The sequence below is a fragment of the Paractinoplanes hotanensis genome (assembly GCF_023717965.1).
In the GTDB taxonomy this organism is placed as follows: Bacteria; Actinomycetota; Actinomycetes; order Mycobacteriales; family Micromonosporaceae; genus Actinoplanes; species Actinoplanes polyasparticus.
Window position 1 is genome coordinate 1 of the sequence record NZ_JAMQOL010000008.1, and the last position, 12,862, is coordinate 12,862.

General features: G+C 71.5%; 15 protein-coding genes and 1 tRNA gene. 5 read left to right on the forward strand and 11 right to left on the reverse strand.

What is annotated here, in order from left to right; genetic code table 11:
* Positions 1–190: 190 nt before the first annotated feature.
* The 6 genes from LXN57_RS06040 to LXN57_RS06065 all read right to left on the reverse strand — a co-directional run bounded on the left by LXN57_RS06040 (position 191) and on the right by LXN57_RS06065 (position 6,112).
* Positions 191–264, reverse strand: a tRNA-Ala gene (locus LXN57_RS06040).
* Between the two features lie 79 nt (positions 265–343).
* Positions 344–1,078: a divisome protein SepX/GlpR gene (gene sepX / locus LXN57_RS06045; RefSeq protein WP_251797032.1), complete on the reverse strand. Its 735-nt coding sequence runs from the start codon at positions 1,076–1,078 to the stop codon at positions 344–346.
* 148 nt (positions 1,079–1,226) lie between these two features.
* Entirely contained in the window at positions 1,227–1,844 is a 618-nt protein-coding gene (locus LXN57_RS06050) for a GNAT family N-acetyltransferase (protein WP_221375486.1), read from the reverse strand.
* A complete protein-coding gene (locus tag LXN57_RS06055; RefSeq protein WP_251797033.1) occupies positions 1,845–3,152 on the reverse strand; it encodes a molybdopterin molybdotransferase MoeA in 1,308 nt (435 codons plus the stop codon). It lies immediately after the preceding gene.
* A complete protein-coding gene (locus LXN57_RS06060) occupies positions 3,149–4,066 on the reverse strand; it encodes a UTP--glucose-1-phosphate uridylyltransferase (protein WP_251797034.1) in 918 nt (305 codons plus the stop codon). Before LXN57_RS06060 ends, LXN57_RS06055 begins: the two co-directional genes overlap by 4 nt.
* 48 nt (positions 4,067–4,114) lie before the next feature.
* Positions 4,115–6,112: a sensor domain-containing diguanylate cyclase gene (locus LXN57_RS06065; protein WP_251797035.1), complete on the reverse strand. Its 1,998-nt coding sequence runs from the start codon at positions 6,110–6,112 to the stop codon at positions 4,115–4,117.
* Between the two features lie 81 nt (positions 6,113–6,193).
* On the opposite strand from LXN57_RS06065, the gene LXN57_RS06070 reads away from it, so the two are divergent.
* Positions 6,194–6,805 (forward strand): 5-formyltetrahydrofolate cyclo-ligase, encoded by a 612-nt coding sequence (locus LXN57_RS06070; protein WP_251797036.1) that lies wholly within the window; start codon positions 6,194–6,196, stop codon positions 6,803–6,805.
* Positions 6,806–7,060: 255 nt separating this feature from the next.
* Here the strand turns inward: LXN57_RS06070 and LXN57_RS06075 are convergent, their stop codons facing one another.
* Positions 7,061–7,291, reverse strand: a complete 231-nt coding sequence (locus LXN57_RS06075) for a hypothetical protein (protein ID WP_251797333.1) — start codon at positions 7,289–7,291, stop codon at positions 7,061–7,063.
* A 346-nt stretch (positions 7,292–7,637) separates the two neighbouring features.
* Here LXN57_RS06075 and LXN57_RS06080 point away from each other — a divergent pair, with 346 nt between their 5' ends.
* Complete coding sequence (locus LXN57_RS06080; protein ID WP_251797037.1) at positions 7,638–8,174, forward strand: hypothetical protein; 537 nt, start codon at positions 7,638–7,640, stop codon at positions 8,172–8,174.
* A 144-nt stretch (positions 8,175–8,318) separates the two neighbouring features.
* Here the strand turns inward: LXN57_RS06080 and LXN57_RS06085 are convergent, their stop codons facing one another.
* Positions 8,319–8,495 carry a hypothetical protein gene (locus LXN57_RS06085; RefSeq protein WP_251797038.1) on the reverse strand — a complete coding sequence of 59 codons (177 nt, stop codon included), beginning with the start codon at positions 8,493–8,495 and terminating at the stop codon, positions 8,319–8,321.
* A gap of 64 nt (positions 8,496–8,559) precedes the next feature.
* Here LXN57_RS06085 and LXN57_RS06090 point away from each other — a divergent pair, with 64 nt between their 5' ends.
* On the forward strand, positions 8,560–8,886 hold the full coding sequence (locus tag LXN57_RS06090; RefSeq protein ID WP_251797039.1) for a translation initiation factor 2: 327 nt from the start codon (positions 8,560–8,562) through the stop codon (positions 8,884–8,886).
* Between the two features lie 134 nt (positions 8,887–9,020).
* Here LXN57_RS06090 and LXN57_RS06095 read toward each other — a convergent pair whose 3' ends face one another.
* Complete coding sequence (locus LXN57_RS06095; RefSeq protein ID WP_251797040.1) at positions 9,021–9,497, reverse strand: DUF2231 domain-containing protein; 477 nt, start codon at positions 9,495–9,497, stop codon at positions 9,021–9,023.
* A gap of 192 nt (positions 9,498–9,689) precedes the next feature.
* Between LXN57_RS06095 and LXN57_RS06100 the strand changes: the two genes are divergently transcribed.
* The gene (locus LXN57_RS06100) at positions 9,690–10,121 is read left to right on the forward strand and encodes a Fur family transcriptional regulator (protein WP_251797041.1); all 432 of its coding nucleotides are present in this window, start codon (positions 9,690–9,692) and stop codon (positions 10,119–10,121) included.
* Between the two features lie 108 nt (positions 10,122–10,229).
* The gene (locus tag LXN57_RS06105; RefSeq protein WP_251797042.1) at positions 10,230–11,090 is read left to right on the forward strand and encodes an oxygenase MpaB family protein; all 861 of its coding nucleotides are present in this window, start codon (positions 10,230–10,232) and stop codon (positions 11,088–11,090) included.
* Positions 11,091–11,280: 190 nt separating this feature from the next.
* On the opposite strand, the gene LXN57_RS06110 is transcribed toward LXN57_RS06105, so the two are convergent.
* Positions 11,281–12,111, reverse strand: coding sequence for a RecB family exonuclease (locus LXN57_RS06110; protein ID WP_251797313.1), 831 nt, complete (start codon positions 12,109–12,111; stop codon positions 11,281–11,283).
* 91 nt (positions 12,112–12,202) lie between these two features.
* Complete coding sequence (locus LXN57_RS06115; RefSeq protein ID WP_251797043.1) at positions 12,203–12,820, reverse strand: MarC family protein; 618 nt, start codon at positions 12,818–12,820, stop codon at positions 12,203–12,205.
* Positions 12,821–12,862: the final 42 nt, after the last annotated feature.

Below are 12,862 nucleotides of genomic sequence, written 5' to 3' on the forward strand. Positions count from 1 at the left end.
GGGTTTCCGGGGGCTCGGCCCCCGAAGCAGACAAGCGGAACCACCGCACCGCGGGGTTTCCGGGGGCTCGGCCCCCGAAGCAGACAAGCGGAACCACCGCACCGCGGGGTTTCCGGGGGCTCGGCCCCCGGAGCAGATATGACAAACGCCCCGGTCCGCGCTTTCCGCGGACACGAGGCGACCAAGTTTGTGGAGCTGTGGGGATTTGAACCCCAGACCCCCTCGATGCGAACGAGGTGCGCTACCAGACTGCGCCACAGCCCCTTACCAGCCCTCGGACAGCAGTCCGTGGAACCGCAGCAAGGCTAACAGGTCGCGCGCCGTCGCCGCGAACCGACCCCACTTATGCGGTGTGGTGTCGGCCGCCGGCTTCGTAGGCCCGGCCACGCAGGCCGCCCACCCGGCGGTAGTGGACCGACGGCGCGGCGGCCGGCGGCTCGTCGCGGTCGAGGCCCATGGCCGTACGCCGGGCCGCCTCCCGCTGGGCGGCCAGCTGCTTCTGCTTCTCGCGGCGGTCCCGCGCCCGGCGGGCCTGTTCCCGGCGGACCATCGCCTGCTGGGCCGCCAGCCACGCAGCCTCTCGGGCCTCGACGCGGCGCCGCCGGCGGTCGGCCAGGGCACGGTTGCGCAGGTGTACCAGGTCGAAGGCGAGCAGCATGCCGGTGACCGCGAAGCCGATCCAGAAGCCGGGGCCGACCGCGGCCACGCCGATCAGCTCGATCACGTTGAGCAGCAGCAGGGCGGCGAAGACGCGGCGGCGGCGGACGACTGCCGGGGTGTGCCGCCGTTGGGGCGTGCGGCGGGTCGGGCGGCGGCCCGGCGTCACCAGGCGCAACCGGCGCTGCGGCTTTTCCGGGACTGCCGGGACCGTAACCGTGACCAGGCGTCCGGGGTTGATCGGTCGGCGTCCGGGCACGGTGCGGTGACGGCGCCGGCGCTGTAGCACCCTCGCCGTGGACGACGCCCGCTCCGCGGCGAGCCGCTCGGTGGCGTCGTACCGGCGAACGAGCGCCGGCGCGAGGGCGAGCAGTCCGGCCGCGGCGAGGACGGCGAGGAGCACCGAGGTCGGCACCCTCACCCCTCCCGTCAGCTACGGGCGGTCCGCCATACACGTCTCCGGTAGCGGACCGCAAGACCCAATCTCCCCGAGGCTACGGGCGCGAGCTGCGGAAACACGCTCGACGCGCCGGGCGTGTCGGGCGTAAGGATCAATAGGCACACGCGGGTCAGGCCCGCACGCGCCGCCACCGGGCCATCAGGCCGCCTTCGGCGGCGACCTCCTCGCTGGTCAGGGCATATCCAAGGTGATCACGCCAGGTGCCGTCGATGTGCATGTAGCGCTGGTGGTACGCCTCTTCGCGGAAACCGAGCTTCTCGACCACGCGGCGGGACGGCCTGTTCTCGGGCCGGATGTTGACTTCGATGCGGTGCAGGCCGCCGGGGCCGAAGGCATGGTCGACGGCGAGCGCGAGCGCGGTGGGGATCACGCCCTGGCCGGCGACACGATGGTCGACCCAGTATCCGGCGTACGCGGAACTGAAGGCTCTTCGCACGATGTTGCCGAGGTTGAGGTGGCCAACCAGCCGGTCCTGAAAAAGGACGGCGAACGGCATGCTCTCGCCTCGGCGGGCAGACCGGCGCATGTCCTGGTAGACGTAGCCGTACGCACGGGTCGAGTTCATCTCGGACCAGGGGCCGGGCGGAGCCGATTCCCAGGGGGCGAGCCACTTCTGGTTGGCGATGCGCACGTCGGACCAGGCCCGGCCGTCGCTGCGCTTGTAGGGCCGCAACACCACCGGGCCGTCCGCCAATACGGCGGGCCACCCGGGCGTGGACCCCAGCATCTATCGCCTCCGGTTGAGAAGCAGCACATCCACGGTCGAGCCGGCGGCCGCCGTGGTGACCCGCTCGCCGAGCACCAGCAGTCCGTTGGCCTCGGCCAGGCCGGAGAGAGTGTACGGCCCACCGGCCAGCGGTTGCACCGTATGTCCGCCGCCGCGCCGCTCGGCCACGTGGGCCGGGCGGAATTCGCGCAGCCCGCCGGGGGACGACACGGTCTCGAGCAGATGGGCCTTCACGCTGGGCCGGAACACCGGTTCGGCCCCGGCCAGCAGCTGGATGACCGGGCGGGCCAGCACCTCGAAGCCGATCAACGCGGCACCGGGCTCGCCGGGCAGGCACACGACCGGCACTTCTTCGCCACCGACCGTACCGAAGCCCAGCGTGGCGCCCGGGCAGAGCGCGACGTCGGTGAACTCGACGGCGCCCCGGCCGGGATCGCGGCGGGAGAGCACCCGCCGCAGCATGTCGCCCGGGCCGGTGCCGGTGCCGCCGGTGGTGATGATCAGGTCGGCCCGGAGGGTCTGGTCCTCGAGCAGGCCACGCAGGCCTTCCGGGTCGTCGTCGCAGATGCCGATCCGGTACGCCAGGGCGCCCGCCTCGACCGCGGCCGCGGTGAGCGCGTGCGAGTTGGCGTCGACGACCTGGCCGGGCTGGCTGGGCCGGCCCACGTCGACCAGTTCGTCGCCGGTGGCCACGACCACGACGCGCGGGCTGGGCCGCACCACGACGTGGCCGATGCCCGAGGCGGCGAAGGTGGCCACCATCGGCGGCGTGACGTAGGCCCCGGCCGGCGCCAGCACCTGCCCCGCCGCTATCTCGTCACCGGCACGGCGTACGCCGGAACCCCGCTTCGGCGCGTGCAGGATCTCGACCGCGGCCATGCCCTGGTCGGTCCAGTGCACGGGCACGACCACGTCGGCGCCGATCGGCAGCGGCGCGCCCGCGGCCACCGAGAAACACGTGCCGGGGTTGAGCCGCACCGGCCGCCAGCTGGCCGCGCCGAGGTCGCCCACGACGTTGAGCCGCACCGGCCGGCCGCCCTCGAACCGGCCGAAGGACGGGTGGGATCCCATCCGTCCCGCTCCGGAGAGGTCTTCCCACCGGGCCGCGTACCCGTCGATCGCGGCCTGGTCGAAGGCCGGGAAGGGGTGTGGCGCCAGCACGTCGTTGGCCAGCACGTTGCCGTGGGCCTGGGTCAGGTCGAGGTCGAGCGGAGGCAGCGCCCGTAGCCTGCGCAGCACGCTGCCCAGGTATTCGGCGAGAGGCTTCAGCTCGTTGGCGGCCGCCTCGGCATCGGCCGTGGCCGTCATCCCTTCGCACCGCCGGCGACGAACTCGGCCAGCCAGCTCCGGAACTCCTCGCCCAGGTCGTCCCGCTTGGACGCCAGCATGACGACCGTCTGCAGGTAGCCCAGCGGCATGCCGGTGTCGTAGCGGTGGCCACGGTAGACGATGGCGTGCACCGGGACGCCGTCGGCGAGCAGCTGCGCCATCGCGTCGGTCAGCTGGATCTCGCCGCCGCTGCCGGGCTTGGTGTTCGCGATGGCTTCGAAGATGCTCGCGGGCAGGATGTACCGGCCCAGGACGGCCAGGTTGCTCGGCGCCTCCTCGGGCGACGGCTTCTCGACCAGCCCGGTGACCTTGACGGCGTCGTCGCCGCCCAGGTCGGACGCCTCGACCGACGCGATGCCGTAGCGCGACGTCTCCTCCGGCTTCACCTCGCCGAGGGCGAGCACAATTCCCCCCGTACGGGCCTGGAGGTCGATCATGTCCGGCAGGAGCGGCTTGTCCTCCTCGACGAATTCGTCGCCCAGCAGCACCGCGAACGGCTGGTCGCCGACATGCGAGGCGGCGGTGCCGACCGCGTGGCCGAGGCCCAGCGCCTCACCCTGGCGGACCGTGTAGATGTCGGCCAGCTCGCTGGTGCGCCGGACGGCGGCGAGCCGCTCGAGGTCGCCCTTCTTCTCGAGCCTGTCCTCCACGTCGGGCCGGCGGTCGAAGTGGTCGACCATCGAGGTTTTGCCGCGACCGGTGACCAGTAGGACGTCGGTGATGCCGGCGGCGGCCGCTTCCTCGACGATGTACTGCAGCACGGGCCGGTCGACGACCGGCAGCAGCTCCTTGGGCACGGCCTTGGTGGCCGGCAGGAACCGGGTCGCCAGGCCGGCCGCCGGAATGACGGCCTTCACCGCCCGACGGCCGGACTCGTGCGCGTTCGAGGTCATCAAGGTCACCGCACCTTCGCTCAGTCGTGCCCGTGGTATGCCGCGAGACTATCGGCCACGTCTGCGCTGCGGCGGTCGTGGCCCGCTCGGCACAGCCGTCGTCGCATCAAAATCTCCATCATGATCGCCCGGCGAAACCCCTGACTTCGTCACATCCGCGGGCTCGGCCAACCGATATGTGTCGCGCCCGGCGTTTTTGGCCGCGTACAGCGCCCGGTCAGCCGCCGCGAGCACCTGGAGTGAATTCTCACCGTGCTCCGGGAAGACCGCCACTCCGACGGACACGCTGATCGGCACCTGGACTCCGTCGATCGCCACCGGCTGGGCGCGCACGGCGGCGCCGAGGCGCTCGGCGACGATCGCTCCGCCGTACGCGTCGGTCTCGGGCAGCAGCACCACGAACTCCTCACCGCCCTGACGGAACGCCACGTCGACCTCGCGCAGGCCGACCCGGATGCGCCGCGCGAACTCGCCCAGCACGGCGTCGCCGGCGGCATGCCCGTACGTGTCGTTCACGTCCTTGAAGTGGTCGAGGTCGAGCACCAGCACCGCCAGCATGCGCCCGAAGCGGCTCGCCCGCTCCACCTCCCGGCGCAACGATTCCCGCAGGTAGCGATAGTTCCAGAGACCGGTCAGGGGGTCGGTGAGCGAGAGCCGCTGCGCCTCCTCGTGCAGCCGCACGTTGTGCACCGCGACGCCGGCCTGCCCGGCGAACGTCCGCAGTGTGCTCAGGTCGGAGTCGTCGAAGGTGTCGCCGCCGACCCGGTCGTAGAGGGCCAGCACGCCCAGCGTCTCGGGAAAGGGAGCCGGGTCGCCCGGCTCCTCGGGGACCCCCGGGGCACAGATGGGCACCGCCACATAGGTGAGGCAGGGCGGTTCGGACGCGGCGAGTTCGCCCTGGCCACGGCGGGGTTCCCCGCTCGCGGCGACGGCGCCCAGCACCCCTTCGCCGATCGGCAGGCGCTGCTGGGGCAGCTCGGCCTCGGGGACGTCCCAGCGCCCGGCCAGGCCCACCCCGCACTGCGCGACCAGCTGGCCCGACGGCCGGTCGATCAGCAGCACCAGTCCGGCCCGGGCGCCGGTCGCGGCCAGCGCCGTCCGCAGGATCACCTGCAGGATCCGGTGCAGGTCATGCGTACTGGAAAGGGTCTCGCCGAGGATGGCGAGGTGGCCGCGCAGCTGGTCGCGGCTGGCGGTCAGGGCCTGCACGTAGGCCTGAAGCTCGCGGGTCATCCGGTTGAAGGTCGCGGCCAGGCGGCCCAGCTCGTCGGGGTGCGGGATGGGGACGCGGGTGTCGAGGTCGCCGTCGGCCACGCGGTCGGCGGCCCATGCCAGCTCGCCGAGCGGGCGGGTGGTGGAGTGGGCCAGCCAGCGCGCCACGAGCACGGCAGCCAGGGCAGCGGCCAGAACCACGGCCGGAAGGACCGCGTACAGAAAGATCGGTCTGTGCGGGGGCAGGGTGAGCGTCAAAGCGAGCGGCTGGCCGGGTTGCGGGGTCAGTCGGCGGCGTTCTCCGCTTGGCTGTTTTCCTTCGGGTTGCCCGGGCGCGTTTCCTTCGGGTTGCTCGGGCGCGGTGATGGCGACGTCGGTCCCGGCAGCCGCCTCGAGCCGGGCCAGGAACCCGTCGTCGATGGTTTGAGCTGCGGTGATGGTGAGATCGCCGGTGACCGCTCGGGCGGCGATCACGTCCATGGACCCGCCGGTCGGGGACGCGCAGTCCGGCCAGCCGCCGATGTTCCCAGCGTCCGGGCGTGGGGCCGTCCCGGCGATGCGGATGTCGGTGGCGAGGCCGCGGGCGATGAGCCGGCCCACCACGTCCTGCCTGCTCGCCGCGGGCACCGTCGCCACCGTGTCCGCCGCTGCCTGAAGCTGCCGGCAGGTGGCGGCCATGCTGGTGCGCACCGTGGTGGCGGCATGGTCGAGCCGCTCGGCCGCCCGATCCCGGCTCACCGTGGCGACCGTCATGGCGACAAAAATGGACCCGAGCAGAACCGGACCGAGAACGACCACCAGGAAGGCAGTGGTGAGCCGCCCACGCAGCGTCACGCGTCCTCCCGGCAGTGGCCCTCTTTGGAGCGATGCTGACATAGTGTGCACCGTTTGCCGCTTTTCAAAAGGGGGTGTTGGGTGTCCGATTTAACCCGTGATGCGGAAGGATCTCGATCCGCCAAGATCGCGCTCCGCAACCGTCTCCTCACTTCCCGTCGCTCTCTCACTTCCAACGAGCTAGCCGCGGCGGCCGCACAGGTTCAACGGCAGACCCTTTCCCTCGTACGCCATGAGGGGGCGGCCGTCGTGGCGGCGTACATGCCCATCGGGTCCGAGCCGGGCGGGCCGGGTCTGGTCGAGGCACTCGCTGCGCAGGTCCGCGTGTTGCTGCCCGTCCTGCTCCCCGACGGCGATCTGGACTGGGCCGCGTTCTCCACACTGACGGCCGGGCCGCGAGGGCTGCTCGAACCGGTGGGACCGCGGCTCGGGGTCGCGGCAATCACCACCGCCGACCTGGTCCTGGTTCCCGGGCTGGCCGTGGATCGCGCCGGCCTGCGGATGGGGCGCGGGGGTGGCTCGTACGACCGGGCCCTGTCCCGGCTGCCGGCTTCGGGCGGACCGCTGGTGGTGGCGCTGCTGCACGACGGCGAACTGGTCGAATCGGTGCCGACGGAGCCGCACGACCGCCCGGTTCAGGCGGTAATCACCCCAGCCGGAGGGCTGACCGTTCTGGCCAACCGGTCGGTGTGAGCGCTCAGACGCCGGCCCGAGTGGACGAAATGACCTCCGATGGCGCAACATTGGCACTCGGAGCTGGCGAGTGCCAGCAGCCGACAGATCCGGAGGAGCCGTGCCCACCTACCAGTACGCCTGCACCGAGTGCGGACATCAGCTCGAAGCCGTGCAGTCGTTCTCCGACCCGGCGCTGACCGAGTGCCCGAGCTGCGACGGCAAGCTCCGTAAGGTCTTCAACTCGGTCGGCATCGTCTTCAAGGGCTCGGGCTTCTACCGGAACGACTCCCGCTCCGGCAACGTGAGCGCCGAGAAGTCCGCAGGCACCGAGGCCGCCAAGAAGTCCGACGCGCCGTCCACGTCGTCGAGCGATTCGTCCTCGTCGTCGTCCACCACGCCGTCGACCACGTCGTCCTCGTCCTCGTCGTCGTCCAGCTCCTCGACCTCGTCGTCCTCGAGCTCCGGCAGCAGCACGAAGGCCGCGACCTCGTCCTGACCCACCACGCCACAGACCGCGCCAGGCCTCCGAGCCTGGCGCGGTTCGTCGTGCAGTAGCCACGCCGAGCCCTCCGGGCCTCGCTCACTGGCCGCACAGACACCCACGCCTCGCGCCGACGCCCTGGCTCCCGTTTGTCGAGCGCGACCCGCGGCCGCCGCATGAACGGCGCTCGGCTTCTGCCGTGAGCACTCCGCATCGCCGACGGCTGGGCCGCTTAGCACATTCAGGCCGCGCGAGGCGGTTATCCACAATTGCGCTCTGTCCACAGGCTTGGAGCGAGCCACCTCTGCTTCGGCCTAACGTTCGCCCCGGCGCCGCCAGACCGCGACGCCAGAGCGGAAGGGGCAGACGATGGGCAGATCCAGCACATCCCGGTTGGGCTCCGCCCTGCCCCAGGCGCAGGGATCGCCGAGCCGCGACGGCGGCGAAGGACGCCTCGATCCTGTGCGCTGGCGCCCGCCGGCCCGTGGCCTGCTGCTACGCCTCGCAGCGGTCGCGATCCTGCTGGGCACCGCCGCTCTGGTGTCGTGGTCACCCCCACCAACCTGCGACCCACCGGTCTACACGGTTCCCGCGGCGGGCTCCGCTCCACCGTCCACCCCGCCCGGCGCGCAGTCCGTCCCCACCGGCAGCATGGGTGTCCCCGTCCGCCTTACCGACCCCGCCGCGTTGGCGCTCGTAGAGCCCGGCAACCGGGTCGACCTGCTACGCCTCGACGAGGCCGACGGCAGCACCACCCAGGTCGCCGCGTCCGCCCTGGTCCTCCAGGTGACATCCCCCGACGACCCCACCACCGGTGGCCTGCTGCTGGCCCTCTCCCCCACCGAGGCCCAGCGCGCCGTTGCCACCCGCGGCCAAAGCTTCACCGTCCTGATCCGCCCAACTTGACCCACCACAGACCCGACGAGTCAATCTCAGCCCCAACGGCAGGTCAGCGCCCCACAACGCCGAGCCGGCCGCCCCAGCGCAGACAGGGCGAATCAGCAAGCCGCCGCAATTACCGACGCCGCGGTTCACCAGCGCCGTGGCGGATCACCAGTGCGGCGGGCGATCCTCCAGGAGGCGCTCGTCGTTTTCGTAGGAGCGCTCACCCCAGCCGCGCTCGGTGTCGTCGCGGGTCTGGTCGGGCAGCACGACCGCCTCTTCCGAATCGAAGTCAACCTCGCGCTCGGCGTCGTTGTCCCGCTCGGGCTCATCCAGGATGTCCACGTCCAAGAGCCTAGGCCCGCGCCGCTGCCGAAGTCTTCCCCCTGCGGCTGTACCGTCGGTGAACGTGACCACCCCCACCGGCGTCCCGGACGACGCGTACTGGCAGCGACCGGACCCGAACTCCGCCGCGCCCGCCGGGGAGCCGGAAAAGCCCACCCCGCAGCACGCCCCCACCTACCCGGGCCCGCCGCGCACCCCGCCACCATCCGCCAACTGGCGCCCGCCCACGATCGCCAGCCCACCCCCGCCGCGCAGCATGCCCACGCAGGACATGGATGCCCTCGACGACTCCGAGGGCTCGGCTCGCACGGTCACCTACGGCGTGGGCCTGGTCGCCGGCGCCATCGCTCTGATCCTGCTCTGCCTGCTCTGCGCGCGCTTCCTCTTCTGACCCGCACCCCAGTACCCGCAGCCGTTGTCCCGCCCCTCGGATCTCAACGACGAACCTTGGCGCCAGAACGACGAACGCCCCGGAGGGCTGAGCCCCGGGGCGGACGAAGAGCCGGATACGCCGGCGCGATGGCTCTAGTAGCTGCCCCAGACGGCGGTCGCTCCGGAGTCGCCGGTCTGGAAGACGAAGTAGCCCGAGAGCGCGGCCAGGACGATCAGGGCGACGGCGCCGCCGAGTTCGCCCGGCAATGGGAGGCGGGTGCTGCCCCGGCGCCACGTCAGGGCCACCATCACGAGGCTCACCACGCCCAAGCCGAGCGTGAGCCAGGCCGTCAGCTGGCCGTAGCCCATGTGGTCGTCGAGAATCTCCTTGCCGGGCCCGCTCAGCCCCTGGTCGAGCAGGCGGTTGTAGAGCTGCGTCCCCGAGGCCATCGCGACGAGGGCCGACGCCGGCGCGACGATCGCCAGCAGTCCGAGCGCCCAGCCCATCCGGGGCCGCCAGCGGGGAACCAGCGCGTAGACCACCGCCCCCAGCGCTAGCAGCGGGACGAAGACGACCGCCGCGTGCAGCACGAGCACGTGCACCGGCAGGCCGTTGATCTGGTCGAACACGACGCCTCCTCATGAACTGGTGGGCCGCCAGCTTAGAAGTATCTGACGACGCAAGCATTGCCTCGTCTCCGCTTACGCCCATCGGCCGGTCCAGGTTCACCGGTTCAGCCGATCTTGACCAACTAGTGCTCGACGCGGCTCTCAGATGATCGAGCGGTTGGGGTTTGCGGCGAAGCATGTTGTCATTGAGCAATGTCCACCGGCGAGAACCTGCTGCGCGAGCACGGCCTGCGGGTCACCAAGCCGCGCCTCGCCGTGCTCGAGATCCTCGCCGAGGGCGGTCACCTGGAAGTCGACGAGATCGCCCGCCGGGCCCGCACCCGGCTCGACTCGGTCTCGACCCAGGCGGTGTACGACGTGCTGGGCGCCCTCTCCCGCGCCGGACTGGCCCGGCGCTTGGAGCCCGCCGGCAGCCCCGCCCGCTACGAGGCCCGAGCGGGCGACAACCACCACCACATCGTCTGCCGGGGCTGCGGCGAGATAGCCGACGTCGACTGCTCGGTGGGCGAGCGCCCCTGCCTCACACCCACTTCCGCCCACGGCTTCGAGCTGGACGAGGCCGAAGTGACGTTCTGGGGCCTGTGCCCCGCCTGCCAGAAACGCCGAGCCACAGACTCAGCCTGACGAAGCGGAGCCGGCAAGCGCCGCCGCGGAGTCGACCCGACGAGGCCGAGCCGAATTTGAAACTGAACGAGTTCAACTTTGGGCGCCGGGCGTGGCACTGTGGAAGGCATGAGTGTTGACGTCGGGTTGTTCGGACCGGAGTCGGTCACCTGGAAGCTGCACCGGGAACCCATCCTGCTGATCGGCGGCCTCCGCTCCCTGTATCTGCAGGCCCTGCATCCGCGGGCGGTGGCCGGCGTGGCGCAGAACTCGGGATACCGCGCCGACCCGTGGGGCCGGCTCAACCGCACCTCGGAGTACGTCGGCACGGTCATCTACGGCACCACCGAAGAGGTCGAGCGGGCCGCCGGCCGACTGCGCCGCCTGCATTCGCGCATGACCGCGACCGACCCGCGCACGGGCGAGACCTTCCGCATCGACGAACCCGACCTGCTGCGCTGGGTTCACGTGGCCGAGGTCGAGTCGTTCCTGACCACAGCGACCCGGGCCGGCCTGAAGCTGACCCCGGACGAGGTCGACCGGTATTACACCGAGCAGCTGAAGGCGGCCGAACTGGTCGGCCTGGACCCGTCGACGGTGCCCGCCACGGCCGCCGAGATCGATGCCTACTACGAGGCCATGCGTCCCGAGTTGTCTCTCACCAGGGACGGCGCGGAGACGGCCGCCTTCCTGACCGTGCCCCCGGTGCCCGACTTCTTCGGCAACCGGGCTCTGCGCCTGGGCCTCACTCTGGGCCCGGCCCGCTGGGCCTATCTGGGAATCGCCGGCACCGCGATCGGTCTGCTGCCGCCGTGGGCCCGGCGGCTCTACGGCGGGCTCGGCTGGGCGACCACGGATGTCAGCGCCGACCTCTCGGTGCGGGGCCTGCGCCTGCTGCTGGCCGGGGTGCTCAACACGCTGCCGAGCAGGTATCGCACCGCCCCGATGCGCCAGGCCGCCCTCGACCGGGCCAACCTGACCGACGCTTAGGGCTTATCTGGTGGATCACGTGGCAGCGAGGCGAGGTCCAGGTCGTGGCTGACGTCGGCCGCAGGGCGGTCCGATACCGGTGTTGTATCGGGCCGTTCTGTGGACGCCGTCAGGCGCGGGCTGGGCCACGCCTCAGCCCCGCGTGATCCACCAGATAAGCCCCAAGCCCTGCGGCTCGGGTGCGAGCGGATCAGGCGGTCGGGGTCAGGTGTTCCACGGCCGTCCACGGGTCTTTGGCGGGGACCTCCTGGCCGGCCGGGCAGGTCTTGCGGAAGTCGCACCAGGCGCACAGCGCGCCGGGGTTGGTGGGGAACTCGGCGTCGGGATCGGCCCCGGCGGCCACGGCCTTTTCGGCGGCCATGATGTCGCGTGCCGTGTCCTCAGCCCGGCGGACCTGGCGGGCCAGCGACTCTTCGGTGTGCTCGTGGGTGACGACCGTGGCCGTCGGCAGGTGGTGCAGCTCGACCCGGTAGCTCGGCCGGCGGAAGACACGCTGGGCCGCGTACGCGTAAAGGGCCAGCGCCTGCGAACCGCGGGCGTCATCGGCATCGAGGCCGGAGCGGCCGGTCTTGTAATCGACGATCACCGCCTCGGGACCGTCGGGGCCGCGCCGGGAGTCGATGCGGTCGGCCCGGCCGTTGAAGGCCAGCACGGCCGTCTTGGTGGCCACCACCCGTTCGACGCCGAGCGGCTCGTCGGCCGGGTCGAGGCCGTTCACATAGGTCTCGAGCCAGCGCAACGCCGCGCGGTAGGCCGTGCGCTCCTGGTCGACGTCGCGGTAACCCTCGCGTACCCAGGTGGCCTTGAGCAGCCGGGGCAGAGCCTCGGGCTCGCGGCTGTCGGCGGACAGGCCGTACCAGTTCTTGAGGGCGGTATGGACGCTCGCGCCCAGCGAGTTGTGCGCCCACGGCGGACCCTTGGCCGGGGTGGGCCGGTCGACGTAGGAGTAGCGGTAGCGCCGGGCGCAGTCGGCGAACGCCCCGAGCTTGCTCGGCGTGCACACGAAGAGCCGCTCGGGCATGCCGGCGAAGCCGAGTTGCTCGGGAACCGCGCTGCGGGGTCTGGTGGAGGGCACGGCACAATCCTGCCAGCCGGGTACGACAGAACTCCCGTCAGCCCTTGGCGATGTAAAGCTGGACGAAGGCGTCGATGGCGTCCGCGATCAGCTGGACGGCGATGGCCGCCAGCAGCAGACCGGCGATGCGCGTGAGCACCTCGATGCCGGCCGGCCGCAGCAGCTTGACGATGCCCCCCGAGAAGCGCAGCACCAGCCACACAGTGAGCATGACCAGCAGAATCCCGATGCCGATGACCAGATACTCGTCGAGACCCTCGGCCCGGCGCACGAAGAGCATGGTGGCCACGATCGCGCCCGGTCCGGCCAGCAGGGGCGTGCCGATCGGCACCAGGGCGACGTTGCTGGTGCCGCCCTGTTCCGACGGCTCGTCCGCCTTGCCGGTGAGCAGCTGCAGCGCGACCAGAATGAGCAGCAGACCGCCCGCGCCCTGCAACGCCGGCAGCTCCACGTGCAGGTAGTCGAGCAGAGTCTGCCCGGCCACGGCGAAGCCGACGATCACCCCGAGCGCGAGCAGCACCGCCTGGGTGCCCGCCCTCATCCGGGCACGCCCGTCCATCGACCCGGTCAGCGCGAGGAAGACCGGAACCATGCCGGGTGGGTCGACGATCACCAGCAAGGTCACGAAGACTTCGCCGAGCAGCTTCAGATTCACCCGACCACGGTAGGTGGCGGACCGCCTCGACGCAGTTCGATG